Origin of the sequence: Azospirillum canadense (assembly GCF_025961225.1) — a bacterium.
Classification (GTDB): Bacteria; Pseudomonadota; Alphaproteobacteria; order Azospirillales; family Azospirillaceae; genus Azospirillum; species Azospirillum canadense.
On sequence record NZ_JAOQNG010000009.1, the window covers coordinates 19,733 to 45,713 of the forward strand.

The 25,981-nt window shown below is 66.6% G+C and carries 24 protein-coding genes; 18 read left to right on the forward strand and 6 right to left on the reverse strand.

The features are described 5' to 3' along the window. Positions 1-13 precede the first annotated feature (13 nt). The 8 genes from M2351_RS34495 to M2351_RS34530 all read left to right on the forward strand — a co-directional run bounded on the left by M2351_RS34495 (position 14) and on the right by M2351_RS34530 (position 8,499). Complete coding sequence (locus M2351_RS34495) at positions 14-955, forward strand: ABC transporter permease (protein WP_264660535.1); 942 nt, start codon at positions 14-16, stop codon at positions 953-955. A gap of 10 nt (positions 956-965) precedes the next feature. Next, positions 966-1,748 (forward strand): ABC transporter permease, encoded by a 783-nt coding sequence (locus M2351_RS34500; protein WP_264660536.1) that lies wholly within the window; start codon positions 966-968, stop codon positions 1,746-1,748. Continuing rightward, entirely contained in the window at positions 1,745-3,556 is a 1,812-nt protein-coding gene (locus M2351_RS34505) for a hypothetical protein (protein ID WP_264660537.1), read from the forward strand. Before M2351_RS34500 ends, M2351_RS34505 begins: the two co-directional genes overlap by 4 nt. Before the next feature lie 8 nt (positions 3,557-3,564). Further along, on the forward strand, positions 3,565-4,344 hold the full coding sequence (locus tag M2351_RS34510; protein ID WP_264660538.1) for a hypothetical protein: 780 nt from the start codon (positions 3,565-3,567) through the stop codon (positions 4,342-4,344). A 35-nt stretch (positions 4,345-4,379) separates the two neighbouring features. Then, positions 4,380-6,128: an ABC transporter ATP-binding protein gene (locus M2351_RS34515; RefSeq protein WP_264660539.1), complete on the forward strand. Its 1,749-nt coding sequence runs from the start codon at positions 4,380-4,382 to the stop codon at positions 6,126-6,128. 336 nt (positions 6,129-6,464) lie between these two features. After that, the gene (locus M2351_RS34520) at positions 6,465-6,590 is read left to right on the forward strand and encodes a hypothetical protein (RefSeq protein ID WP_264660540.1); all 126 of its coding nucleotides are present in this window, start codon (positions 6,465-6,467) and stop codon (positions 6,588-6,590) included. Next, on the forward strand, positions 6,587-7,594 hold the full coding sequence (locus M2351_RS34525) for an amidase (protein ID WP_264660541.1): 1,008 nt from the start codon (positions 6,587-6,589) through the stop codon (positions 7,592-7,594). Before M2351_RS34520 ends, M2351_RS34525 begins: the two co-directional genes overlap by 4 nt. After that, complete coding sequence (locus M2351_RS34530) at positions 7,534-8,499, forward strand: IS5 family transposase (protein ID WP_264660542.1); 966 nt, start codon at positions 7,534-7,536, stop codon at positions 8,497-8,499. Before M2351_RS34525 ends, M2351_RS34530 begins: the two co-directional genes overlap by 61 nt. Here M2351_RS34530 and M2351_RS34535 read toward each other — a convergent pair. From M2351_RS34535 to M2351_RS34550, 4 genes are all read right to left on the reverse strand, one after another. Next, the gene (locus M2351_RS34535; RefSeq protein ID WP_264660543.1) at positions 8,481-8,819 is read right to left on the reverse strand and encodes a CoA transferase; all 339 of its coding nucleotides are present in this window, start codon (positions 8,817-8,819) and stop codon (positions 8,481-8,483) included. The genes M2351_RS34530 and M2351_RS34535 overlap by 19 nt on opposite strands. Before the next feature lie 61 nt (positions 8,820-8,880). Beyond that, entirely contained in the window at positions 8,881-9,687 is an 807-nt protein-coding gene (locus tag M2351_RS34540) for a CoA-transferase subunit beta (protein ID WP_264660544.1), read from the reverse strand. Then, on the reverse strand, positions 9,684-10,583 hold the full coding sequence (locus M2351_RS34545) for a CoA transferase subunit A (RefSeq protein ID WP_264660545.1): 900 nt from the start codon (positions 10,581-10,583) through the stop codon (positions 9,684-9,686). Before M2351_RS34545 ends, M2351_RS34540 begins: the two co-directional genes overlap by 4 nt. A 134-nt stretch (positions 10,584-10,717) precedes the next feature. Then, positions 10,718-11,782, reverse strand: coding sequence for a LacI family DNA-binding transcriptional regulator (locus M2351_RS34550; protein ID WP_264660546.1), 1,065 nt, complete (start codon positions 11,780-11,782; stop codon positions 10,718-10,720). Between the two features lie 809 nt (positions 11,783-12,591). Between M2351_RS34550 and M2351_RS34555 the strand changes: the two genes are divergently transcribed. Then, on the forward strand, positions 12,592-13,218 hold the full coding sequence (locus M2351_RS34555) for a dihydroxyacetone kinase subunit DhaK (protein ID WP_264660547.1): 627 nt from the start codon (positions 12,592-12,594) through the stop codon (positions 13,216-13,218). A gap of 3 nt (positions 13,219-13,221) precedes the next feature. On the opposite strand, the gene M2351_RS34560 is transcribed toward M2351_RS34555, so the two are convergent. Beyond that, complete coding sequence (locus M2351_RS34560) at positions 13,222-13,377, reverse strand: hypothetical protein (RefSeq protein WP_264660548.1); 156 nt, start codon at positions 13,375-13,377, stop codon at positions 13,222-13,224. Positions 13,378-13,478: 101 nt separating this feature from the next. Further along, complete coding sequence (locus tag M2351_RS34565) at positions 13,479-14,444, reverse strand: IS5 family transposase (RefSeq protein WP_264660542.1); 966 nt, start codon at positions 14,442-14,444, stop codon at positions 13,479-13,481. 102 nt (positions 14,445-14,546) lie between these two features. Between M2351_RS34565 and M2351_RS34570 the strand changes: the two genes are divergently transcribed. From M2351_RS34570 to M2351_RS34610, 9 genes are all read left to right on the forward strand, one after another. Next, positions 14,547-15,464, forward strand: coding sequence for a CaiB/BaiF CoA transferase family protein (locus M2351_RS34570; RefSeq protein WP_264660549.1), 918 nt, complete (start codon positions 14,547-14,549; stop codon positions 15,462-15,464). Between the two features lie 31 nt (positions 15,465-15,495). Then, on the forward strand, positions 15,496-17,238 hold the full coding sequence (locus M2351_RS34575; protein ID WP_264660550.1) for an acetolactate synthase catalytic subunit: 1,743 nt from the start codon (positions 15,496-15,498) through the stop codon (positions 17,236-17,238). Positions 17,239-17,278: 40 nt separating this feature from the next. Then, positions 17,279-18,811, forward strand: a complete 1,533-nt coding sequence (locus tag M2351_RS34580; protein WP_264660551.1) for a sugar ABC transporter ATP-binding protein — start codon at positions 17,279-17,281, stop codon at positions 18,809-18,811. After that, entirely contained in the window at positions 18,798-19,793 is a 996-nt protein-coding gene (locus M2351_RS34585) for an ABC transporter permease (RefSeq protein WP_264660552.1), read from the forward strand. Before M2351_RS34580 ends, M2351_RS34585 begins: the two co-directional genes overlap by 14 nt. A 28-nt stretch (positions 19,794-19,821) precedes the next feature. Next, positions 19,822-20,847: a substrate-binding domain-containing protein gene (locus M2351_RS34590; RefSeq protein WP_264660553.1), complete on the forward strand. Its 1,026-nt coding sequence runs from the start codon at positions 19,822-19,824 to the stop codon at positions 20,845-20,847. A gap of 213 nt (positions 20,848-21,060) precedes the next feature. Further along, entirely contained in the window at positions 21,061-21,960 is a 900-nt protein-coding gene (locus tag M2351_RS34595) for a CoA transferase subunit A (RefSeq protein ID WP_264660554.1), read from the forward strand. Then, the gene (locus tag M2351_RS34600) at positions 21,957-22,778 is read left to right on the forward strand and encodes a hypothetical protein (RefSeq protein ID WP_264660555.1); all 822 of its coding nucleotides are present in this window, start codon (positions 21,957-21,959) and stop codon (positions 22,776-22,778) included. Before M2351_RS34595 ends, M2351_RS34600 begins: the two co-directional genes overlap by 4 nt. 22 nt (positions 22,779-22,800) lie before the next feature. Further along, entirely contained in the window at positions 22,801-24,819 is a 2,019-nt protein-coding gene (locus M2351_RS34605) for an aldo/keto reductase (protein WP_264660556.1), read from the forward strand. Beyond that, positions 24,812-25,786: a MaoC family dehydratase gene (locus tag M2351_RS34610; protein WP_264660557.1), complete on the forward strand. Its 975-nt coding sequence runs from the start codon at positions 24,812-24,814 to the stop codon at positions 25,784-25,786. The genes M2351_RS34605 and M2351_RS34610 overlap by 8 nt, the downstream gene beginning before the upstream one ends. Positions 25,787-25,981 lie beyond the last annotated feature (195 nt).

Below are 25,981 nucleotides of genomic sequence, written 5' to 3' on the forward strand. Positions count from 1 at the left end.
GCGAAGGGATGCCATGCTCGCCTTCATCGGTTTCCGCGTTCTCATGATGATCCCGAACGTCATCATCCTGACGTTCCTGCTGTTTGCCTGTGTCACCACGTTTCTCGGCACGCCGGCCGCGATCATGCTTGGCGAGGAGGCATCCCCGGAGGCGGTGGCGGAACTCAACGCCCGCCTCGGCTTCGACGGGCCATTGCTCACGCGCTACCTGCGCTGGATGGAAAACGCCTTCTCGGGGGACTTCGGGCGCTCGTACGCCACACAGGAATCCGTCGGCTCGATGATCGTGCACGCCCTGCCGCTGACGCTGGAACTGGCGCTGTGGGCGATCGTCATCGCGTTCATCTTCGCTCCGCTCATGAATTCGTTTCCGGTGCTGCGCCGGACCGTGCAGAGCCTCAATTCGGTGATCAGCCTCGTCGGGATCACCATCCCGAACTTCTTCCTGGGGTTGCTCCTCATCTACGTCCTGTCCGTGGAGCTGCGCCTGTTGCCGACCACCGGCTGGGCGCCCTGGAGCGACGGCGTGCTCGCGCATCTTGAGCACATGGTGATGCCGGTGCTGACGCTGACGAACTTCTACTTCAGCACCTTCACGCTCATCTACGTCAGCGAATATCGGGCGGTGCAGAGCAGTCTCTTCGTCCAGGTCGCCCGGTCGAAGGGGCTGTCGGAGACGCGCATCTCCTTCCGCCACATTCTGCCCAACTCGATCCTGCCGCTCATCACCTATGCGGGCCTTTCGCTCGGGCAGTTGGTCGGCGGGGCCGTGGTCGTCGAGACGGTGTTTTCGATGCCGGGGATGGGGCGGCTTCTCGTCAGCGCCATCGCCGCGCGGGACTTCCCCGTAATGCTGGCCGTCGGCCTGGTGATCATCGTCGGCGTGATGGTCATGAATTTGCTCGCGGATCTGGCCTACGGCCTGGTCAACCCGACCGTCCGGACCGTCGCTTAGGAGGTCGACCATGCGCACCCTTTCCTTCAGCCGCATTCTCGGGCTGGTCCTGCTGGCGATCATTGCCGCGGTTGTCGCCTTCGCGCCGCTCATCGCCCCGTATGATCCCGTTGCGGCGAGCGTCGATGTCCTCGCGCCGCCGTCAGCGGATCATCTCTTCGGCACCGACAGCCTTGGCCGGGACGTGTTGTCGCGCATCATCTACGGCACACGGGTCTCGCTGCAGGTCGGCGCCGCCTCGGCGATCGTCGCGGTGCTCGTCGGCACGCCGATCGGGCTCGCGGCCGGCTATTTCCGCGGACGGGTGGACCTGGTCCTGGTGCAGATCATCGACCTCTTCGTCGCCCTGCCGGGCCTCGTTCTGGCTCTCATCATCACCGCGATGCTCGGGGCCACCGTGGCCAACCTGGCGATCACGCTCGGCGTGGTCACGGCTCCAACGGTTGCCCGCCTCGTGCGCGGTCAGGTCTTCGTGGTGCGTGAGATGCTGTTCGTCGAGGCGGCGCGCGCGACCGGGGCGAGCTCCGCCTGGATCATCCGCCATCACATCCTGCCCAACGTCACGCGCGTGATCCTGGGCCAGCTCGCGATCAAGGTGTCCTACGCGATCTTCACCTCCGCCAGCCTCAGCTATCTGGGCCTCGGGGTGCCGCCGCCCGCGCCGGATTGGGGTGGCATGGTGCGCGATGGCGCGAGCTTCCTCCCCATCCTGCCTCTCTTGAGCCTCGGGCCGGGCGCAGCGGTCGCTCTGACGGTGTTCACGTTCCACCTTGTCGGATCGACCAAGAAATGACCCGCGCCGCCACCTCCACACCCATCAGTCGAGAAAAAATCATGTCGGATTCTGCGTACAGTCTGACTCTGCCCGGCTTCTTGGAGGACCGGCTGCGGGAATTCGTCGGCAGCGCCGGGGCGGACGAGGTCCGCGGCTGGCTGCGACCGCCCGACACGGTGATGTCGGTCGAAACGCTGCGCTGCATGAAAGCGTCCCGGCTGAGCTTCGCCGACCTGCTGCTCCGTCGGATGATCAACGAACGCTGGTCGATTCAGCGGCTGTCCGGCGAATGCGACGAGGAGGGCGCGGGCCGTTTCGTCTACCGCATCGACGCGAACGGTCATGCCTTCACCTACATCGCGCGCGCTTACCCTTGGGACGGAAAGGAGAAGGTTGGCCGGCGGTCGGACGGTGCCAATCGGGACATGTTCGGGGCGCTGTTCCTGGGCCTCGCCGATGAGGCCCGGATCGCGCGCGAGTTCGAGGTGTTCGACCTGCGCGATGTCGATGCGATGCGCACCGATGCGGATGTCATCGGTTGGACGCCCGCCAACCGCAGCAGCCGGTTCTTCGATGAGGTGGTCCAAGCCCTCGCGCGTGGCGAACAGCCGGAGCTGGGGCAAGGCGCCCAATATCTGATGCGCAACGGCGGGTTCCAAAGCAGTGGTCGCAACGGGTCGATCTCCTATCAGGGGATTCCGGCCGATCACCCGTTGTGCCATCCGTTTTTTGCCGATCTCTTTGCGATCTATCTGGTCCGGCTCGTGTCCATCGATCTGGTCAACGCCGTTGCCCGCACGCGCAACCCCAACGCGGCGCAGTTGGCGACCGGGATCGCGCGTCAACTCGGCATCGGCAATTCCTCCGGGCAGGGCATGTGCGTGGCGCTGCAGCGCTGGCCGCATTGGGTGTCGACGTGGGTGACCGTGCGCGAGCTGGCGCTCGCGTACGCCAAAAGCCGCCCGGTGACGGCCGAGACACGGACGACGCTGACGCAGCTCATCACGAAAACCGCAGGGCTCTACGATCGCTTGGAGCCGCAGAGCGAAGACTACGTGACGCCGAACACTGTGCTCGCCGCCGACCTGCGCATGATCTCTGACTGGGTGGACGAGACGACCGAGGGGTGCTGGGGCGATGTCGCCGAACGCGTCGCGTCGGCCGTCGACGGCGAGACGCGCGAACAGTTCAACAGCCTTCTGCTCGACCTCGTGCCCGATTTCTGCGACGCGATCGCCCCCTATCTTGTCATCGGCGCGGCGCGGCAACGGCAGTTGAAGCCACAGGCGACGGTGGGCGACCTGCGCACCGTCCTCCGCCGCAACTACCCGTGGGCCTTGCGCACCGATCGGACGTTGGCGACGAGTCACCAGCACTTCTGGTATCATTCCGAGGATCACGGCGAACAGCGGCGGGGCGACCGGATCATCGATCCGCACGAGGAGTTCGAATCCTTCATCGACCACGTTGGGCTGATCCAGCGCTTGGCCTCCGTCCTGGCGAGCTACGACGACACGGTCACGGCCGGCGAGGTCGTGTTCCGCCATCCGGAGCTGCATTTCGCGATTTCCCGCGTTCAGTACCTTGACGGGCTGCCCTACGCGGAGATCCGCAACGGTCTGGCGGATCGTGATTTCCTCCCGGCGCATCTCATTCGGTTCTTTCTGGCCTCGCTTGGAATCCGGTTCGCGACGCCCTTGAGCATCCGCTACGTGCGGGGAACCTTTTTCCAGGGCACGCCGCTGCCGGAGGATGTGAGGACGGGGACAGCGGCCGGCGGAAACGCTCCGCCGTGCGTCGCAAAACTGCGTGAGACTGCACAGTGAAGGATGTCATGACCGTCGCATATTCGGAACTCACGCGCGTCCTGCCGTGGTCGCTCCGTGCCCTCCGCTACCCCTTCGGTGTGGCGGATCGCGCCTCCCACATCGTCGCCACGGCGGCGGCGATGGCGCCGGAAATTCTGGACCAGATCAGCCGTGGGAAGGATCGCGCCGCGGGCAGCGCGCGCTTCGGCGAAACCGACGCCGGGCTGGACATTGACGCCGGTGGCTTGTCGCTGCTCGAGGTCGGGCCCGCGACGATGGACCTTCTCGGCGCGCGCGCGCCGCAAACCGGATGCCTGCGATGTGCGATCCGCGGGTCGACCGATCCAGAACTGATTCCCGCCATTCTTCTGGTCGGCGCGGACTACGGGCTGACCTGCCTCGCCATCGTCACCGACCCCCAAGGGAAGAGCTGGACACTGGAAACCAACGATGGCACGCCGAAGATCGTGAGAGGCGCGGACCTGTCCTCGCTCGAGGCAGCGCTCGCCTCCGCAGCCCCCGACCTGGTCGCAGCGGCGCGCGCGGCGTGGAGCGCTGCGCTGGCGACCGACGAGCTGGTGCTCCTCGCCACGCGGCACGCCATTGCCCTGCCGCCGGAGCTTGACCGCGTCGAGATCGTCGATGCGAAGGAAAGCGTGGCGCGTGCCCACCGCCACGGCATGCCGATCGCCCCCGAAACGCTGTCGGCGATCTATGATCTTGAGAAGCGGACGTGGGCGCCAAGCTCGGAACGGTCGCGGGCGCAGGCTGGCTTCCAACAGTCATCGGGAGGAACGGCGCAATGACGGTCACGGCTGTCGCCTTGGGGAGGAACGGCGCGATGGCTGACAACGCCGGCGCTCCCGTTCTGGACGTGCGCAACCTGAGCGTGGCCATTGGCACTCAGCGCATCATCTCCGACGTCAGCTTTCACATCAACGCCGGCGAGACGCTGGCGGTGGTGGGCGAGTCCGGCTCGGGCAAGAGCATGACGTCGATGGCGATCATGGGGCTGCTGCCGAAGAACCTTGCGCAGATCGGGGGCTCAATCCGTCTGGGCGGTACGGAAATCGTGGGGGCGAGCGAGCGCACCCTGCGCGGCGTGCGCGGGCGCGTCGCCAGCATGATCTTCCAAGAGCCGATGATGAGCCTCAACCCCGTGCTCACCGCCGGCACCCAGATCAAGGAGATGCTGCGCCAGCACAAGCCCCTCAGCGACGCGGAGGCCACCGAAGAGGGCATCCGCCTGTTCGACCGGGTGCGAATTCCCGATGCACGGCGCCGCTTCCACCAGTATCCGCACATGTTTTCGGGCGGGATGCGCCAGCGCATCATGATCGCGATCGCGCTCGCGTGTTCGCCCAAGCTGTTGATCGCCGACGAACCGACGACCGCCTTGGACGTCACCATCCAGGCGCAGATTCTTGATCTGCTCAACGAGCTTCAGCGAGAAACGGGCACGGCCATTCTCTTCGTCACGCATGACATGGGCGTCGTCGCGACCACGGCGGACCGTGTCATGGTGATGCGGAAAGGGGAGGCGGTCGAGACCGGCACGGTGCGGGAGATCTTCGAACGGCCGCAGGCCCCCTATTCGAAGATGTTGATCGAGGCGGTGCCGCGGCTCGGGCAGCGCCGAACCTCGCTTCCCGAACCGCCGGCAGGCGGACGTGACCAACCGATCCTCAGCGTGCGCAACCTCGTCACGCGGTTTCCCATTCGCGGGGGTGCGTTCCGTCGCGCGGTCGGTCGTGTGCACGCGGTCGAGCGCGTCAGCTTCGACATCGCACCGGGCGAAACGCTCTCGTTCGTGGGCGAGTCCGGGTGCGGCAAGTCGACGACCGGGCGCAGCGTTCTGTTTCTCAATCCACCGCAGGAAGGGGAGATCGTTTTCAACGGCCGGCCGGTGCGTGGCAACAACCGGGCCGAGGTGTCCCACCTGCGCCGCAGCGTGCAGATGATTTTCCAAGATCCCTTCAGTTCTCTCGATCCTCATCAGAATGTTGGCGAGATCCTGGCCGAACCACTCCTCTGCCATGGCCTGGCGACGCGTGCCGAAGCGCGGAAGAAAGCGGAAGGGCTGCTGGAGCGGGTTGGGCTCGAAGCGTCGATGGTTTCCCGGCTTCCGCACGAATTCTCCGGCGGCCAGAGACAGAGGATTTGCATTGCTCGTGCCCTCATGCTGAACCCCAAGCTGGTCATCGCCGACGAGGCGGTTTCGGCGCTGGACGTGTCGGTCAAGTCGCAGGTGGTCGACCTGATGATCGACCTGCAACGGGAGTTCGGCTTGTCCTACCTGTTCATCAGCCACGACATCGCGGTCGTCGAGCGGATCAGCCACCGCGTCGCTGTGATGTACCTCGGCGAAATCGTCGAGATTGGTCCGCGCGAGGCGGTGATTGGCAACCCGGTGCACGAGTACACGCAAAGCCTTCTGCAGGCGGTGCCGCATCCGGTCGCCGCCGAGGATCGCCGCAGCCGCATCGCTCGGCCGGCGCGGGACCTGCCGTCGCCGATCCGGCCGCTGGACTATGTTCCGCCGCGGCGGCATTACCACGAGGTTGGCCCGGGCCATTTCGTCGCGGTGTGATGGGCGGGGTCGTTGTGGAACGGCGACGGTGATGGGCGTAACGCCGCGTTCATCGCCGTTTCTCCACAGGCCGTTGTGGCGGAACGGTTCGGGCGGAGCTGCCATTTTCCGGCCGCGGCTGCGTAGCCTCGCCGTGTTCAACACGCGGACACTCGGCCAATCACGTCGATTGGGAACCACGGTCCTTTTCCGGCGGTCGTCGAGCCTATCCGCTCGTTTCACCACCATGGCTCCGTCATGACGTCGTCCACTCCAGGTGACTGGCATCCACTCGATCAAGCCGCCACGACCATCGCCGCCGGCATCCGGTCAGGGCGCATTCGCGCTGAGTTGGCCGTGACCGAGGCTCTCAGCCGCGCCAGGGCACTGGTCGGGCCACTCAACCCCTTCACGCTGTTGCGCGAAGAGCGTGCGCTCGACGCCGCCCGCCGGGCCGATCAAGCGGTCGAGCGGGCGAGATGACCGGTCCATTGCACGGGGTGCCCTTCGTTGCCAAGGACCTCACCCCAACCGCCGGAGACCTGACCACGCTCGGCTCCTGGACGGTGGACTGGACGCCGACGGAGAGCGCCCTGTGCATCCAGCGGCTTGAGCAGGCGGGCGCCATCCTGATCGGAAAGACCACGACGCCCGAGTTCGCCTATTCCAGCTTCACGACCAGTCCGCGCTGGGGTGTGACGCGCAACCCCTGGAATCCGGACCGTACCTCCGGCGGGTCGTCGGGGGGCTCGGCGGTGGCAGTCGCTGCGGGGGTGGTCCCCTTCGCCGAAGGGACCGACATGGGCGGGTCGGTGCGCATCCCGGCCGCGCTGTGCGGCGTCGTTGGACTGAAGCCCAGCCTGGGCCGGATCCCGATGACCATCCTGCCCAGCCTGTTTGACAACATCTCCCATTTCGGCCCGCTCGCCCGGACGGTGGAGGACGCCATCGCTTTCATGGAGGTTGCGTCCGGACCGAGCGACGAGGACATCGGGTCTCTGCCGCTGGCCTTCTCCGGCGATCGGGCGCGAGCGGGCAAACCGCCCGGTGATCTGCGCGGCTGCCGCTTTGCCCTGTCGATCGACCTTGGCTACTACGAGGTGCAGCCCGGGGTCGAAGTGGTGGTGCGCGACGCAGTGCGGGCACTGCGCGCCGCGGGCGCCGTGGTGGATGAGGTGGCGATCCCCTGGACACGGGCAGTGAACGACCAGTGGTTCGATGTCTGGTGCGTGTTCATGAGCGGCTATTTCGGCGATCGGTTGGCAGGCAACCGTGCGCGCATGGATCCGGCGGTCGTGGCGATGATGGAGCGCGGCTTCGCCATGAACGCCACCCAGCAGCGTGGTGCAGGGATGGGGGACTGGCGGCGGCCTACGGATCGGCGTAGAAGCCATGGCCCGTTGATGCTTGCCCCCACCGTCGCCCGATGCCGTTCAAACACCACGCTGCGCACCGCCACCAGTTCCCTCGCGCCACATACCGTGTGACGAATTGGGCGGCCTATGAGGCCAGTCTGCGCCAGCGTGGCAGCCTGACGATCTGGTTCTGTGAGGAGGCCATTCAGGCCTGGCGCGCCGCCCCGCGGACCACGCGTGGCGGACAGCCGCGCTATTCAGCCGTGGCGATCGAGACGGCGCTGACGCTGCGGGCATTGTTTCACTTGGCCTTCCGCCAGACTGAGGGGCTGATCGGCTCGCTGATGCAGATGTTCCAGCTCGACCTGCCGGTACCGGACCACACCACGCTGAGCCGACGGGCCCGCACTCTGGCCGTGCTCATCCGTCCGCAGACCACTGGCCCACTGCACCTGCTGGTTGACAGCACCGGGCTGAAGCTCAGCGGACCCGGGGAGTGGCTGGTCGAGAAGCACGGCTGCAAAACGCGCCGCTCCTGGCGCAAATTCCACGTCGGCGTCGATGCCGCCAGCGGCCAGATCGTTGCCCTGGAGCTGACCACGCCCGATGTCGATGACGCCTCGCAGGTCGGCCCCTTGCTCGAACAGGTGACCGCCCCGGTGGAGCGGCTGATCGGTGATGGGGCCTACGATCGAACCGACGTGTACGCGGCCGTGGCGGCCCGCCATTCGACAGCGGCGGTGGTTGCCCCACCACGCGCCGATGCCGTGCTCGGCGCGACAGCAGAGACCGCGCCCACCCAACGCGACCGCCACATCCAGGCCATCGCCCGGAACGGACGCATGGGCTGGCAGCGCGCGTCGGGCTACAACGAGCGGGCCAAGGTTGAGGCCGCAATCGGCCGCTACAAACAGGTCATTGGCGATCGCCTGCGCGCCCACAGCGATGAGGGCCGGCGTACCGAGCTCGTGATTGCTGCCAACCTGCTCAACCGCATGTTCGGTTTGGCACGCCCGAGCTATGTCCGCGTCTCTTGAAAAGGCCGGGAACACGGGCGCAGTCCGTCCCCGCTCGCCTCGATGCACCACGCTGCCTCGCGGGCGAGGCGGCGCAGCAGATCCTGGGCGGCGGGATTGCGAAAGTCGAGCGTGATGCCGCGCTTGCTGCGGTTGAACATCAGGTAATAGACGCTCTCGCCGCCGAGGTCCGGGGCGAAGGCGCGGGTGTCATCGCCGCGCCGGGGCCGCTCGACTTTCACCACGTCGGCGCCAAGATCGCCCAACACGGTCGCGCAATGCGGTCCGGCGATGTAGCGGGACAGATCAAGGACCTTCAGGCCCGCAAGGGGTCTGGTCATCGTTCCTCCATGAAATCGTTTCTATGGCCGGATCTTTGCGCCCGGTCTGGTCCCTCCGGTCCTAAGCGCGCAGCAGCGAGCGGCCGGGATCGATGCGCGTGCGAATGAGATCGACCTGAGCCGCGGTCGGTGGAGGCGTTTCCGCCAAATCGTCCGCGACCTCAGGTCGGAATCCCATCAGGCCGAAGACCTCGTCGAGCGACACTCCGTGGTGGAGCGAGCGCACCCGCATCGAGCCGCCCTCGCCTTGGAAATCGAACACGGCCTTGTCGGTGACGCAGAGCTGCGGGCCCGGTCCGGGCAGGAGATAGCGCTCGCGGGTCACTCCCCGGCGCCGGTGGCCGAAGCTGGTGACGAAGTCGACCTCCTCGACGAAGACGCGGTGGCTCAGGTCGACCACGATGATCGGCTTGCGCACGAAAGCAAGGTGTTCGGGCTGCGCCAGGCAGCCGATCAGTCGGATCTTCAGGCTGCCGTCCGGGTGATTGATCCGTGTGATGTTGAGGTTGCCGTAGCGATCGACCTGGGCTGCGGATTCGAAGGACACGTCGAAGCGGCAGCGCGCCAGCATGTCGATCTTCTGCGACGTTTCGGTGAGCTGGCTGGCGCAGGGCCAGCGGGTAAAGCTGTCCTGCAGCCAGCTGTCCGGCATGCGGTCAAGGTCGGGAGACAACAGGTTGCCCCAATAGAGCGATGCGCCCGGCGCGTGCGCCGCCTGAGCCAGCCGGGTCGCTACCACCGGCAGCCCAACGGCAAGCGTGAAGGGGCGTCCGGCGGTGCCGACACCGGTGAAGACGAGATCGTCGTCAGCGATCTCGCGCGCGATGACCGCAGCCATCAGCTCGTTGACGGTGTAATCCGTGCTCACGCGTCGCTCCTTGCAACCGAAAGCCGTTCGCGCAGGGCAGCAAGCCCGCCGAAGCGCGCGAGATAGTCGTCGTGTGACGGACCGGCGTGGATATAGGCGTCGAGGTAGGCCCGCGCGCACTCCGGCGTCGAGCCGGCTTCGGCGTAGGCGCGGATGTGGTCGACGTCCTCGTCGTGGACGGTATCGCAGGCGAGCGGGTGGGCGCCGAAGGGAGCCAGCGCAACCGCCTCCACCCATTGGGCCGGGATGTAGGTCAGGTTGGGCTGGCGCAAGATGTCCTCATGCTCGACGATCTCCTCCACCGTCACGATCAGCCGGCGTGAGCCACGTGCGATGATCTGATCGACGTCGTCGGCGTCGCGCGCCAGTGGCCATTGCACGTTGCCAAAGCGGTCGGCGCGGTAGCCGTGCATGATGGTGAATTCGGCGGCGATGGCGCGCACCGCGGCGTAGGGCTCCCCGGTGAAGGGGCAGGTGGTTTCCATCACCACTGACGGGTCCTGAGCCATCATGTCGGTGCCGAGGATCGCCTTCACCGGCATGAAGCTGAGCCCGCTGCACGCCGCTTGGAAGCGCGCCACGATCGAGGACTCGGAGAAATCGCGCACCTCGACTCGGCCAGCTTCGACCGCGCGGCGGAAGCTGGGGGCGAGGCCGTGCCAGAACAACCCAACATAGACGCCTTCGTACCGGCGCAGCAGGCCGGCGGCGGCCAGCATATCCACCGACAGCCCGGTGGCGAAGGCGTAGACGGTGAGATCGCCAATGCCCTGGCGGATGATCTCACGCACGGCCGCGTTGGGCTGCCGACGCATGATGTTGCCGCCGAAGGCCACCCGGCTGCCGGATGGAATGCGACGGATCGCATCGGAAAGGGTGGTGAGCTTGTGTTTCATGAACCTGCCGCACGTTGTGAGAGGGCCAGGGTCCGCCGCGACCAGCGCGGCAATACACTTGTGTGGAGCTATAGAAAAACGATTTTATGTCCGCGTCAACCCCTGATCGCTGCTCACACGAACAATCTGTCGAGTTAACTGATTCGGGAGCGCCGCCGCGTGCGGCGCGTTGCGGCGGTCGGCGCCCCGGTCGAGCCGCGGACCACCAGTTCCGTGGCGAAGATATGAGCCTCAGCGGCGAGGTCCTCGCCCTCGATCAGGCGGATCAGCATCTCGGCCACCCGCACTCCCATTTTGCGGCGCGGTGGCCGGGTGGTGGTGAGGTCGACGCCGGAGAACTTGGCGAACGGAATATCGTCGGCCCCGACCAAGGACATGTCGGCGGGGATGCGGATGCCACGCTCGCGCGCAACTTCGATAATGCCGAGCGCGGTCATGTCGTTGCCGGCAATGACCGCCGTGGGACGCGGATCCAGAGCGAAGAGCTCCGTCGCCACCTTGTGGCCCGCCTCGATGCCATAGTCGTCGCCGACCACGAGGCGTTCGTCGGTGTCAAGCCCGGAGCGGCGGACGATCTCATGATAGGCGTGCAGGCGCTCCTGCACCGTGCTCGACACATGCGGGCCGCAGACGAAGGCGATGCGGCTATGGCCCAGGTCGATCAGGTGTTGCATCGCCACCTCCACGGCCTGCCGGTTGTCCGTACCGACATAGGGGTCGGGGAACTCGCGGCACCGGCGGTGCATCAGCACAAAGGGAACCCCGTCGAGCTGGGCACGCACGGCCGGAGTCCGGCAATGCTGCGAGAGCAGCAGCATGCCATCGACCTGACGGTCGCGCAGGGTCTGCATCAGCATGATCTGGCGAGCTTCCGAATCGTCGGTGTTGCACAGTACGACGCTGAGGTTCTCCCGCGTGGTGACGTCGTCGATGCCGCGCAGATGATCGACCACCGATGGGTTGGCAACATCGGCGACCAGCACCCCGATGGCCGAGGTGCGGTTAATGCGCAGGCCGCGCGCGATGGCCGACGCGCGGTAGCCGAGCCGGGCCGCCGTCTCCTGCACCTTGCGGCGCGTTTCGTCGGTAACGTAGCTCTTATTGGTCAGCGCGTTGGACACGGTTGACAGGGCGAGTCCGCACTCCTCCGCCACGTCCTTGATGGTCACGCGCCGCTTGTTCCCCGTCGTGCCTGCCATTCCCCACCGTCCTTGTATATCCTTCGGCGGTTGTAGTTCGTATCCCCGCAGAAGTTTACTGGAACGCCTTGCTCAATAACCGAAGCGTCTGCGCGATGTTATGCCCACCTGCGAGCATGCGCCCTTGACGGATCTGGCTCCAATACCTTGAGCGGCCTGCGGTTGGGATCGAGCTGGTGCGAAGGGCGGCGCAGCGGCTGTCACCCAACGCGATAATGCAGCCCGATGCGATCTGCGGAAGCGCTTGGTTGAGCGAGTGCGGCTTATCCTTCATGGCTCCGCCATAGTGGTGTGTCCGTTTCCGCCTTGTGTGCGGGCAAGCTCTTCTTAGCATAAAAAGGTTTCTATGGAAAATGCGCGACTGTCAAGGCGCACTCGGTCCGTGGTTGGGTAAGGCTTATCGATGAAGGGAGCGCCAAAGCGGAGAAAAACCGTTTGATTACTGCATAGTAGCCATGTCTTCGCGCGAATGGCGGGGGCGCATAGGGTGCTTCTCTCCCGATCGTAGCCGGAGCATCGCAATGTCACGCACCTCAAAATCGAGCTTGATTGGCCAGCCAATCTGCTCTACCAACGAACATTGCGTGGAAAAACGTTTTTAATGCAGCTTGCCGTCTGACGGCGGTGCTCCCCCTCTTGCCCGGCCAACATTCCGGTCAGAGCGTGGTCGCACCCCGGCTGGGCAGACCGGGAAAAGCCGTGCAGCCACCACTCGGTCGGTGATGACCACCAACGTGCGGGGCGGCCCCTCGCCTACAGGCCAATCGGCGGTTCGGTGACGGGCGAGCCGCGCCACAAGGGAGGACGCAATGAAGAAGCTGATCAACGCGCCAGAAGCCTATGTTGACGAGATGCTTGATGGGCTAACGGCAGCCAACCCATCCCTGGTGCGCGACGGAGCCGCGGGCCGGGTCATCCGGCGCGCCGAGCCGGCCAGCGGCAAGGTCGGTATCGCGGCTGGCGGCGGATCGGGGCACCTGCCGCTGTTTACCGGCTATGTTGGCAAGGGGCTGCTCGACACCTGTTCGATCGGCAACGTGTTTGAAGGGCCCAACGTCGATTCCTGTGTCGACGCCATCCGCCTGGCCGATGGCGGGCGCGGCGTGCTCTGCCTCTACGGCAACTACGGCGGCGACCGCATGAACTTCGATATGGCGGGCGAGATACTGGAGGCTGACGGGGGTGTCACCAGGACCGTGCTCGGTGCCGACGACGTCGCTAGCGCCCAGCCGCATGAGGCGCACAAACGCCGTGGTGTCGCCGGTATCGTGTACGCCTACAAGGCGGCGGGTGCGGCGGCGGAGCGCGGGGACGACCTCAACGAGGTGGCGCGCATCGCCACCAAGGCGGTGGCCGCCACCCGCAGCATCGGAGTGGCGCTTGCCTCATGTCGGGTTCCGACCGCCGCCAGGCCGACCTTTAGTGTCTGTTTGTAGGCGTCAGGCGCTGCAGTCCTGGGCGGTCAGCCGCCGCAGACGCCTGGACAGGATGGAAACGAAGGCGATCTCGACGAAAGCGATGAGGTGGGTCTTGGTCCGCTCGACGATGACGTTCAATCGGCGGTAGCGGGAGAGCCAAGACAGTGAGCGTTCCACGACCCAAGCGATTTCGGTGGGGATGAACACCCCATTGCGGCCGCGGCAGCGTGGTGCATCGAGGCGAGCGGGGACGGACTGCGCCCGTGTTCCCGGCCTTTTCAAGAGACGCGGACATAGCTCGGGCGTGCCAAACCGAACATGCGGTTGAGCAGGTTGGCAGCAATCACGAGCTCGGTACGCCGGCCCTCATCGCTGTGGGCGCGCAGGCGATCGCCAATGACCTGTTTGTAGCGGCCGATTGCGGCCTCAACCTTGGCCCGCTCGTTGTAGCCCGACGCGCGCTGCCAGCCCATGCGTCCGTTCCGGGCGATGGCCTGGATGTGGCGGTCGCGTTGGGTGGGCGCGGTCTCTGCTGTCGCGCCGAGCACGGCATCGGCGCGTGGTGGGGCAACCACCGCCGCTGTCGAATGGCGGGCCGCCACGGCCGCGTACACGTCGGTTCGATCGTAGGCCCCATCACCGATCAGCCGCTCCACCGGGGCGGTCACCTGTTCGAGCAAGGGGCCGACCTGCGAGGCGTCATCGACATCGGGCGTGGTCAGCTCCAGGGCAACGATCTGGCCGCTGGCGGCATCGACGCCGACGTGGAATTTGCGCCAGGAGCGGCGCGTTTTGCAGCCGTGCTTCTCGACCAGCCACTCCCCGGGTCCGCTGAGCTTCAGCCCGGTGCTGTCAACCAGCAGGTGCAGTGGGCCAGTGGTCTGCGGACGGATGAGCACGGCCAGAGTGCGGGCCCGTCGGCTCAGCGTGGTGTGGTCCGGTACCGGCAGGTCGAGCTGGAACATCTGCATCAGCGAGCCGATCAGCCCCTCAGTCTGGCGGAAGGCCAAGTGAAACAATGCCCGCAGCGTCAGCGCCGTCTCGATCGCCACGGCTGAATAGCGCGGCTGTCCGCCACGCGTGGTCCGCGGGGCGGCGCGCCAGGCCTGAATGGCCTCCTCACAGAACCAGATCGTCAGGCTGCCACGCTGGCGCAGACTGGCCTCATAGGCCGCCCAATTCGTCACACGGTATGTGGCGCGAGGGAACTGGTGGCGGTGCGCAGCGTGGTGTTTGAACGGCATCGGGCGACGGTGGGGGCAAGCATCAACGGGCCATGGCTTCTACGCCGATCCGTAGGCCGCCGCCAGTCCCCCATCCCTGCACCACGCTGCCGCGAGGCCGATGTGCTGATCGAGAACTTCCGCCCCGGCACCATGGAGCGCATGGGCTGCGGCTGGGACGCGCTTCACGCCCTCAACCCGCGCCTCGTCATGGCGCGGATCTCCGGCTTCGGGCAGAACAACTCCATGGCGAGCCGGCCCTGCTTCGACGGCGTCGCCCAGGCCACCACCGGTCTGATGGACCTGACCGGTGACCCGGGCGGGGCACCGATGATGGCCGGCACCTTCGTCGTCGACTACAGCACGGCGCTTTATGCCGCCGTCGGAATCCTGGCCGCCCTTCAGAAGCGCGCGGTCACCGGCAAGGGCGACATGGTCGACGTCAGTCTGATGGGCAGCGCCGCTTCGTTGCTGATGACCGCCTTGCCAGAATATTTGATGCACGGCACGAAGCTGACCCGCAGGGGCAATCGCGACCGTTACACCGCGCCGGCCAACACCTTCCAGGCCGCGGACGGGGCATGGCTCCTGGTGCAGGCCGGCAATGATCAGCTCTTCCGGCGGTTCGTGGCCATGATTGGCCGACCCGAACTGCTGGAGGACCCGCTCTTCGCCACCCTTTCGGCCCGCATGGCCAACGTGGACGCGGCGGAAAAGCTGGTTGCTGACTGGGTCGCCGGCGTGACCGCGGATGAGGCGCTGAGCCGTCTCAGCGCCGCCGAGCTTCCCTGCGCCAGGATCGCCACCATCGGGGACGTTGCCGCAAACCCGTACATGCGGGAGGCGCGGAACATCATCGAGGTCGACCATCCCACCGCCGGCCGTGTGCCGATGAGCGGGCCGGTGGTCCGGGTCGGCGGCAAGGTGCCGGACGTCACCCCGCCCCCGCTGCTTGGCCAGCACACCGACGAGGTGTTGGCAGAGTGGCTCCGCCTCGCCCCGTCCGACATCGCGGCCCTGAAATCCGACCGCGTCGTCTGAGCAGCGCGGCCCACCCTTCGGAGAGAGAGCTATGGGTTCCCCCACACCCGCCGAAAGCCGCATCAACGACCGGCGCACCGGCGCCCAGCTGTTCGCCGCGGCCTTGGCCCGGCATGGCGTCGAGGTCATCTTCGGCCAGAGCATTCCGTCCGCCCTGATCCTCGCCGCGCCCAATGTCGGCATCCGCCAGATCGGCTACCGCACCGAGAACGCCGGCGCCGTGATGGCCGACGGTTACGCCCGCGTCAGCCACAAGGTCCCGGTGGTCACCGCCCAGAACGGCCCGGCCGCCACTCTGCTGGTGCCCGGCCTGGCCGAGGCCTACAAGGCGTCGGTCCCCATCGTCGCCGTGGTGCAGGACGTCAGCCGGCCCTTCGCCGACCGGAATGCCTTCCAGGAGCTCGACCACTTGGAACTGTTCCGCGGCTGCGCGAAATGGATCCGGCGGCTGGCCGACGTCGACCGCATTGACGACTATGTCGATATGGCCTTCGCCGCGGCGGCGTCCGGGCGGCCCGGTCCGGCGGTGCTGATCGTGCCGATGGACCTGTTCGCCGACACCCCCGGCGCTGACAGCGGTGTGCGGAGCGCGAGCCTGGGGACGTTCCCACTTGACCGCAGCGCCGCCGATCCGGAGCGCGTCGTTGAGGCGGCGGTGCTGCTGGCCAAAGCGGAACGGCCGCTGATCATCGCTGGCGGTGGGGTCCATCTGTCCGACGCCGCGCCCGAGCTCGCAGCGCTGCAGGAGGCCGCCGGCATTCCGGTGGCCACCACGGTGATGGGCAAGGGCGCGGTCGACGAACGCCACCCGCTGTCGGTCGGGGTGGTCGGCTATTTCATGGGCACCCGCGGCATGGCGCGTGATCTGCGCCGGCTGGTCACCGACGCGGACGTGGTGCTGCTGATCGGCAACCGCACCAACCAGAACGGTACGGACAGCTGGACCCTCTATCCGAAGGGTGCGACCTACATCCACCTCGACGTCGACGGGCAGGAGATTGGACGCAACTACGAGGCCACGGTGCGGCTGGTCGGCGACGCCAAGGTGACCTTGGCGGCGCTGGGCGAGGCCTTGACCGGCCACGACCTGTCCCGCCGCCGCGACGCACGGCCGGCGCTGGAGCGCACCATCGCCGAGGGTCGCAGGACCGCTCGCGCCGCCGCCGCCCCGCAGACCACCTCCTCCGCCATGCCGATCCGCCCGGAACGTCTGATGGCCGACCTCGACACCGTGATCGACGAGGACACCATCGTTGTGGCGGACGCGAGCTACTCCTCAATCTGGGTGGCGAATTTCCTCACCGCACGCAAACCTGGCCAGCGGATTATAACGCCACGCGGTCTGGCCGGCCTCGGCTGGGGCCTGCCGCTGGCCCTCGGCGCCAAGGTGGCACGGCCGGGTGCTAAGGTGTTCTGCCTCGCCGGCGACGGCGGCTTCGCCCATGTCTGGTCGGAGCTGGAAACCGCCCGCCGCATGGGCCTGCACGTCGTGCTGGCGGTGCTGAACAACCAGATCCTCGGCTATCAGAAGCATGCCGAGAAAGTCACTTTCGGCGCCTATACCGACGTCTGCGATTTCACCGCCGTCGATCACGCCGCCATCGCGCGGGCCTGCGGCTGCGACGGCGTTCGCATCGACCATCCCGACGATTTCCTTCCGGCCCTGAAAGCGGCGTTCCAAGCCGAGCGTACGACGCTGCTCGACGTGGTCACCGACGAACGCGCCTACCCGCCGATCACCAGCTTCGAGGCGAACTCGGCATTGGCCTATTGACGCCGGAAGCCGACGAGAAAAACCGCAGGGAGGAAACGGGATGGTGCAGCCAACACCGTTGCTCAGCGTCAGGGAGGTTACCAAGAGTTTCGGACCGAACACCGTTCTGCGCAACGTAGATTTTGACCTCAACGCGGGCGAGGTTCACGCGCTGATCGGCGAGAACGGGGCCGGCAAGTCGACGCTGATGAACATCATCAGCGGTCATTTTCCACCCACTGCCGGGGTCATTCGCATCGCCGGACAGGAGCGGGCCATCCGCACCCCCGGCGAGGCGATCGACCTGGGCATCGCCATGATGCACCAGGAGCCCAAGGTGGCCGGTGCGCTCAGCGTGGCCGAGAACGTCTTCATGGGCCGGCTGCCCAAGCGCGGCGGCATCTTTCTCGACAACGGGGCGCTGCACCGGCAGGTCGACCCGGTGCTGCGGGACATCGGAGCGTCGTTCACGGCCGCCACACCGGTGGGCAGCCTGAGCGTGGCGCAACGCCAGCTCGTTCAGCTCGCCCGCGCCATCACTCAGAACGCGCGGCTGATCGTGCTGGACGAGCCGACCGCCAGTATGACTCCGGTCGAGGCGGCCACGTTGTTCAGCCTGATGCGCCGGCTGACCGAACGCAACGTCGCCTTCATCTACATCTCGCACCACATGGACGAGGTGATCACCATCGCCGACCGAGTCACGGTGCTGCGCGACGGGGCCCGGGTCGCGACCAAGCGGGTGGCCGAGACCTGCAAGGCGGAACTGATCCGGCTGATGGTCGGCCGTGACCTTGGCTCCCACTTTCCGGAACGGCGCGCCTGCAACCCCGGCGCGGTGGTGCTCGAAGCCAAGAACCTGTCAGGGCCGGGGTTCCGCGACGTCTCGCTGACCCTGCGGCGGGGGGAAATCGTTGGCCTCGCCGGGCTGATCGGCGCCGGCCGCACTGAGCTTGCCCGGGTGCTGAGCGGCGCCCATGTCGCCACCGCGGGCGAGATCCGGCTGGACGGTCAGACGGTGCGCCACGCCGCCCCAGCCGACGCGGTTGACGCAGGCATCGCCTATCTGGCAGAGGATCGCCGAGATTCGGTGCTGCGCCCGCTGACCGTCCAGCAGAACATCACGCTCGCCGCTCGTTCCTTGTTCGCCAAGGGTGGCATGGTCGACGCCGGCAAAGAACGCAAGGCGGCGGAGAGTTACGTCCGCCAGCTCAACATCGCGGCGGCCTCCGTCGGCCAGCCGGCCGGCCAGCTCAGCGGCGGCAACCAGCAGAAATGCGTGATTGCCCGCTGGCTGCTCCAGCAGCCCAAGGTGATTCTGTTCGACGAGCCGACCCGCGGCATCGACGTCGGCGCCAAGCGCGAGATCTACGGCTTCATCCACCAGTTGGCCGACCAGGGCTGCGCGATCCTGATGATCTCGTCCGAGCTGCCCGAGGTCATCAGCATCAGCGATCGCATCGTGGTGATGTGCGAGGGCCGGATCAGCGGTGAGCTGGACGCTGCCACCGCCACCGAGACCGCCGTCATCGAGCTGGCGGTCCCCCACAGCCGCCCCCAAACCGAGAGGACGGTCAGCCATGTCCAACACTGATCCGCAAGCCGCCGCCTTGCTGCGGGGAGCCCCGCAGGGATCCACAAGCCTGCGCGCCGTGCTCAGCCGGCATAGCGTGGCGCTCAGCAACATCCTGGCGCTTGTCCTGCTGCTGGTGATCGGCAGCATCCTGTCGCCGCATTTTCTCAGCGTGCCGAACATCTTCAACGTGCTGCGCGGCGCCAGTATGGTGGGCATCGTCAGCATCGGGATGACCTTCGTCATTCTGAACCGCGGCATCGACCTGTCGGTCGGCTCGTTGACCGGCCTGTCCAGCGTGCTGATGGCCGGCATGATGCCGTGGGGAGTCGCCGGCTGGGGCGTGGTTCCGCTGGTCGCTGCCGTGGCGCTCGGGGTGCTGAACGGGCTTTTGATAACCACGTGCCGGCTCCAGCCCTTCATCGCCACGCTGGGTATGATGATTTTCGCCCGCGGACTGGTCTACATCTATTCCGACGGCAGCCCGATCGTCGCCTCTGGCGTCCCCGCCGAGGTCAAGGCGCTTGGGTCCGGCTATCTCGGCGTGGTGCCGGTCCCGGTGTTGGTGTTCCTGGCTTGCGCGGTGATCGGCCACGTCGTGTTGCGCAGCACGATCTTCGGGCGCGAGATCTACGCCGTTGGCGCCAACGAGGAGGCGGCCCGGGCATCCGGCATCCGGACCAAGCTGAACCACATCAAGGTTTACGCGGTCAGTGGTCTGCTCGCCGGCATCAGCGGCATTGTGCTGACCGCCCGCCTCGGCGTCGGTGACCCCAACGCCGGCCAGATGTACGAACTCGACGCCATCGCCGCCTGCCTGATCGGCGGGACAACCTTCGACGGTGGCGTGGGCAGCGTGCGCGGCACCGTGATTGGCGTTCTGATTCTGGCCTTTCTGTCCAACATACTGAATTTGCTTGGCATTTCGCCCTACACGCAGATGCTGCTCAAGGGATTGATCATCATCGTTGCCGTCATCGTCAGCGAATTCCGCAAGCGTTAACAAGCGTCAAAACGGGGAGGAGCGCACCATGACCACCGACAAGACCTTCACCATGAATCGCCGCCGCCTGCTCCAGGCCGGTGCGGCGGGCGCGGCCGGCATCGCCATGCCATGGATCGCGCGCCCCGCCTTCGCACAATCGGCCGCCGGCAAGACCATCGGCTTTTCGCAATCCTTCGTCACCACCGAATGGATCCGGCAGCAGCGTCAGGGCGTACTCGACACCGCCAAGAAGCATGGACTGGAAACGGTGGTGCTCGATGCCGCCAACCGCCCGGCCAAGCAGGTGAGCGACATCGAGGACCTGGTGACCCGGCGGGTCGACGCCATCCTCATCAGTACCTATTTCGCCGAGGCGATCGCGCCCGCCATTCGTGAAGCCAACCGCGCCGGCATTCCAATCATCGTGCTGAGTTCCGGCCTCGTCGGCGACGTCGACTGGACGGTGCACCTCAACGTCGATACCTACGCTTCGGCCAAGACGGCCGGCGACTATTTCGTGAAGCGCCTGGGAGGCAAGGGCAACCTAATCCAGATCGAGGGCTCGCCCGGGTCCACCGTCAACCAGAACCGTGGCAAAGGCTGGCACGAGGTCGTCGACAAGGAACCCGGCTTCAAGCTGGCCGGCCGCGTCATGGCTGACTACGACCGCGCCAAGGCGCTGAAGGGCATGGAAGACATGCTGCAGGCCAACGCCAAGATCGACGGCGTTTACGCCCATTCCGAGGACATGGCCCTTGGCGCCATCCAGGCAATCCACGAGGCGGGCCGCGCCAAGGAGATGTTCGTCACCGGTTACGATGGTGTGGCGGCGGAGACCCTGAAGGCGATCCACGACGGCGATTTGGCCATGGTGATGTCCTACCATCCGTTCGGCGTCGAGGGTGTGGAAGCGGCCGTGCGTGTCCTGGAGAAGAAGCCGACGCCGAAGACCATCGCCTTTGCCGCGCCGATGATCGACAAAAGCAACGTCGCTGACTACTACGACGCCTCGACCGGCAAGGCCAAGCTCGCCCCGTCCCGCCTTGCCGCGATGAACTTGCCGGACAAGTAACGTCGGGCGCTTTTTTCGTACGCCGTCATCCCACGCAAACGAGATTTCTGCGAACGCGCACGCACTCTTCATGCGTCATGCCCGCAACGGCGGGCGTGACGGGAAGGAGACGGTGTCACGGAGTCTCGCCACGGCGGAGATGACGGAAAGGAATATGTCCACAAAATCCAGGACCGCGGACCGCTGTCCGCCGGGCCCCGCGAAGGTGCGCGCATGATCTCACCCGGAAACAAGATCGGCACCATGGCCGATGCGGTCGCCCTGGTGCCGGACGGCACCCGCTTGGCGATTGGCGGCTTTGCCAACTACCAGCGGCCGATGGCCTTCGTCCGCGAGCTGGTGCGCCGGAAGCGCCAGAACCTCGCCGTCGTCGGCATGGTCAGCGGCATCGAAGCCGACATGCTGGTCGGCGCCGGCGCGCTCGACCGGCTGGAGACCTCCTACGTCGGGCTGGAGAAGTACGGGCTCGCCCGCAACTTCCGGCGCGCCTGCGAAGCCGGCGCGCTGACCATGGTTGACTACCCCGAAGTCCTGAGCTTCGACCGCTTCCGCGCCAGCCGGGAAAACCTCAGCTTCTGGGCCTGCGATTATCTCGGCGGCACCGACATCCTGACCCACAACCCGGACATCAAGCCGTTCGATTGCCCGCTCACCGGCCGTCGGCTCTACGCCGTGCCGCCGGCCGACCCGCAGGTGGCGGTGCTGCACGCCATCGCCGCCGACGCGGCTGGCAACGTGCTGATGCCGAGCCACCGGCTGCTGCCGCAGGAACTCGACCTCCACATCGCCAACAGCTGCGACACGCTGATCGTGACGGTCGAGCGCATCGTGCCGGAAAGCTTCATCCGCCGTCATTCGGCGCTCAACCAAATTCCATCCTACCGCACGACACTGATCGTGGAGGCGCCCTGCGGCGCCCATCCGACACCGACGTTGAGCCGCTGGCTGATCGACGCCGAGCACATGGAGCGCTACGTCGCCGCTTCGGCCTCGCCCGAGGCTTTCGCCGCCTACCTCGACGAGTGGGTGTTCGGCACCACCGACCACGCCGCCTACCTGGACCGGCTGGGAACGGCACGGCTCACCGCCTTGCAGGAGTTCGACGCGCTATGAGAACCGGCCCCGCGACGATTCCCGAAATCATCGCCGCTCAACTCGCCCGCAGCTTCCGCGACGGCGAGGTTGGGTTCACCGGGCTGGTGACCGGCGAGGCGGCAACCCTCTACGGCACCACCATCCCGCTCGCCGGCATGCTGCTCGCCAAGCGCATGCACGCGCCCGACCTCACCGTGCTGCTCGCCGGATGGTCGCACAACCCGGACCTCGCGACGCTCGACGTTGTCCCGGACTCGGAGTTCGACGCGGTGCTGCGCGATCTGCCGTGCGACGCCCAGGCGGTCACCTATCCCGGCCCGTTCTCGTTCAAGCGCGGGCACATCAGCTTCGGTTTCAGCTCGGGCGCCCAGGTCGACCGCACCGGGAGCCTGAACAGCGTGTGCATCGGCGCCTATCGCAAGCCGAAGGTCCGGCTGGTCGGCCCCATCCTCCAGCCCGAGCACATGACCATTTTCGGCCGCGAGTACATCATGATGCCGCACCACACGCGGCGGAGCTTCGTGGAGAAGGTCGACTACGTGTCGGGTGTCGGCTACCCGGGCGGACTGGCCGGTCGCGCCGCGCTGGGCCTGCGCCACGGCGGCCCGGAGTGGATCGTCACCCCCCATTGCATCTTCGACTTTGACAAGGAGGCCGGCCGTGCTCGCCTGAAGAGCGTCCACCATGCCGAGGCGCGGGCGACGCTGCAGGACGACACCGGCTTCCCACTCGACGGGGTGGACACCGCCCCGGTTACCCCCGGCCCGACCGACGAAGAGTTGCGCCTCTTGCGCGGCGTGGTGGACCCCAAGGGCATCCTGCTCGGCCGCACCTGACCCATTCCAGGAGACATGTTCGATGACAGCATCCCCGAGCCTGCGTTGGGGCATCCTTGGCACCGGAGCCATTGCGCGACAGTTCGCCGACGCTCTGGTGACCAGCACCCACGGCCGGCTGGTCGCGGTGGCGAGCCGACAGCCCACCTCTGAACTTGCCCAGGCATTCGGCGGCGCCATCGTGCACGCCGGATACGGCGCCCTTCTGGCCGATTCCGCGGTCGATGCCGTCTACATCGCCACGCCGCATCCCACCCACGCCGAATGGGCGATCCGCGCCTGCGAGGCCGGCAAGCACGTGCTGTGCGAGAAGCCCCTCGGCATGAACGCCGCCGAGGCGATGGCAGTGGCCGACGCCGCGGCGCGCGCCGGGGTAGTCGTGATGGAAGCCTTCATGTACCGCGGCCACCCGCAGACGCGCCGGCTGCTGGAGCTCATCGCCTCCGGCGTCATCGGCGACGTCACGATGATTCAGGCCGCCTACGGGTACCACACCGATTTCGCGGCGGACAAACGGCACTTCGATCCAGCGCTTGGCGGTGGTGCGATCCTCGACGTCGGCTGCTACGGCGTCTCCATGTGCCGGCTGATCGCCGGGGTGGCAGCGGGCAAGCCCTTCGCCGAGCCGGTGGAGATCCAGGCCCAGGGGCATCTCGGCTCCACCGGGGTTGACGAACGGTCCACGGCAGTCCTGCGTTTCCCCGGCGGGCTGTTGGCCCAGGTGGCGGCCAGCATCACCACGGTGCAGGACAATGGGTTGCGCATCTACGGCACCAAGGGCCGCATCGAGGTGCGTTCGCCCTGGTTCTGCTCCGGCAAGACCGGCGGCGTCGGCACCATCACCCTGACCAGCCGCGCCGGCGCCGTGGAGGTCATCGAGGTCGAGACGACGGAGTGGCTTTATGCGCTGGAGGCCGACCTGTTCGCCAAGGCGGTCGCAGCCGGTGTCATACCCTGGCCGGCGCCCAGCCTTCCGGACAGCATCGGCACCATGCAGGCGCTCGATACCTGGCGCCAAGCCATTGGCCTCGACTATCCGTGCGAGCGCCCTGGCCGGCCTCAAACCGTCGCGGGGCGCCCGTTGCGCCGGGCCCCCGATACCGACATGCCTTACGACGACCATCTCGGCCTCGGCAAGCTCGCCTCCCGTATCGTGACCGGCGGCATGGCGCTGAAAACCTACCCACTCGCCGCCACGGTGTATGACGCCTTTTTCGAGGCCGGCGGCACCATGTTCGATACTGCCTACGTCTACGGCCAGGGCAACGTCGACCGGCTGCTCGGCCAGTGGCTGCGCAGCCGCGGCGTCCGCGAGGAGGTGGTGATCATCGGCAAAGGTGCCCACACTCCGCACTGCACACCGGACGCCATCCGGCCCCAGCTCTTTGAGACGCTGGATCGGCTGGGTACGGACTACGTCGACCTCTACTTCATGCACCGCGATGACCCGTCGGTGCCCGTGGGCGAGTTCGTCGACGTGCTGGACGCGCTGGTCCGTGAAGGCCGCATCCGCAAGTTTGGCGGCTCCAACTGGACCATCGCGCGGATGGACGAGGCCAACGCCTACGCCGCCCGTCACGGCAAGCGCGGTTTTGAACTGCTGTCCAACAACTTCAGCCTCGCCGAAATAGTCGAACCGATGTGGGAGGGCTGCATTGCGTCGTCCGACGACGACAGCGTGGACTGGCTGCGCCACACCCAGATCCCGCTGTTCGCGTGGTCGAGCCAAGCGCGCGGCTTCTTCACTGACCGTGCTGGCCGCGACAAGTTCGACGACCCGGTGATGGCGAAGTGCTGGTACAGCGAAACCAATTTCCAGCGTCGCGACCGCGTCCACGCGCTGGCAGCCAAGCTCGGCGTCACGCCAGCCCAGGTGGCGCTCGCCTGTCTGCTGGTCCAGCCACACCCGATCTTTCCGATCATCGGCCCGGCCACGCTGGCCGAACTGCGCGACTCCCTGGGCGCCTTGCGCACCCGCCTCACCCCCGAAGACGCCGTATGGCTGAAAACCGGCCACACCGAGGAGAGACACCATGGATAACTGGCCCGTGGCTGACTGGCAGTCACTGCCCGAGTTGTCGTCGCTGAAGACCGGCCCCCACCTGCGCGAGCCGACCTATGACGGTATTGTGGTTCCCGAGGAGACGCCGGCCGTCCGCTATGTGGCGGACGACGCAGCGATCAAGGCCTATTGCTACGCGGTCGACTGCCAGGACCCCTGGTATTTCGGACCAACGAGCCCGTTCGGCAAGCGCATCGCCCCCAGCGCCATGGTGCTGAAGGAGTTGATGTGGCTTTACCAGACTCAATACAACCGTGATCGGATCCGCGGCTTCCACCAACACGAAGATGTGATCTTCCATGCTCCGATTCCGGCCGGTGCCGAGCTGGTGCTGACCGGCCGCAACACCGAGAAATTCACCAAGCGCGGCAAGGGGTACTTCCGCCATCTGAGTGAGGCGCGCGGGTGCGACGGGCGCCTCTACGTCTCGCAGGTCAACACCGAGCTGATCGACCTGTCACGGTCGGGCATCCCAGACGACCCTGACCCCCGCCAAAGCCGTCGCCTCTCGACCGTCTGGATGGGTGACGCGCCGGTGAGTGTCGGCCTATCACCACCACCGAAGGGGGGCATGCGCCTGCCCGAGGGCACGATGACGGTGGACCGAGCCCAGGCGTCGGTCTTTTCCGGTCTGATTGATGGGTTTGTCAACCTGCACACAGACCGCGGTGTCGCCGCTGAAATGGGGTTTCCCGATCTCGTCGTTCAAGGATTGATGAGCGTCTGCTGGTTGTCGGAGACGCTGACCCGCTGGGCGGGGCCGGTATGGCTCTCCGGCGGATCGATGTCGGCCAGCTTCCTGAAGCCGATGTTGGCCGGTCGTATGACCACGGTCCGCACCATGGTGGCGCAGGCGAAGGACGGGGCCGTAGACCTGGAAACCAGTTTTGTCAACGCCGCGGGAGAGACCCAGGCGGTGGCGTTCAGCCGCCTGAGAACGGGTTGACCGGGCACCGTCCTGTGTGGCCCGACTTGTGAACCCAAAGCCGTTCAATTAAAGCGGCCCCTTGCCTGTTGAGGAGGGATCAGTCCCACTCACAGGCGGACGGGAGCGCGATGGCTGGCAAACCCGTACATTCCGGCGGGTTTCGCGCCATCTTGCCGGTGGTGCGGCAGCTGCCGTAGAGGATCGCCTCCCTTC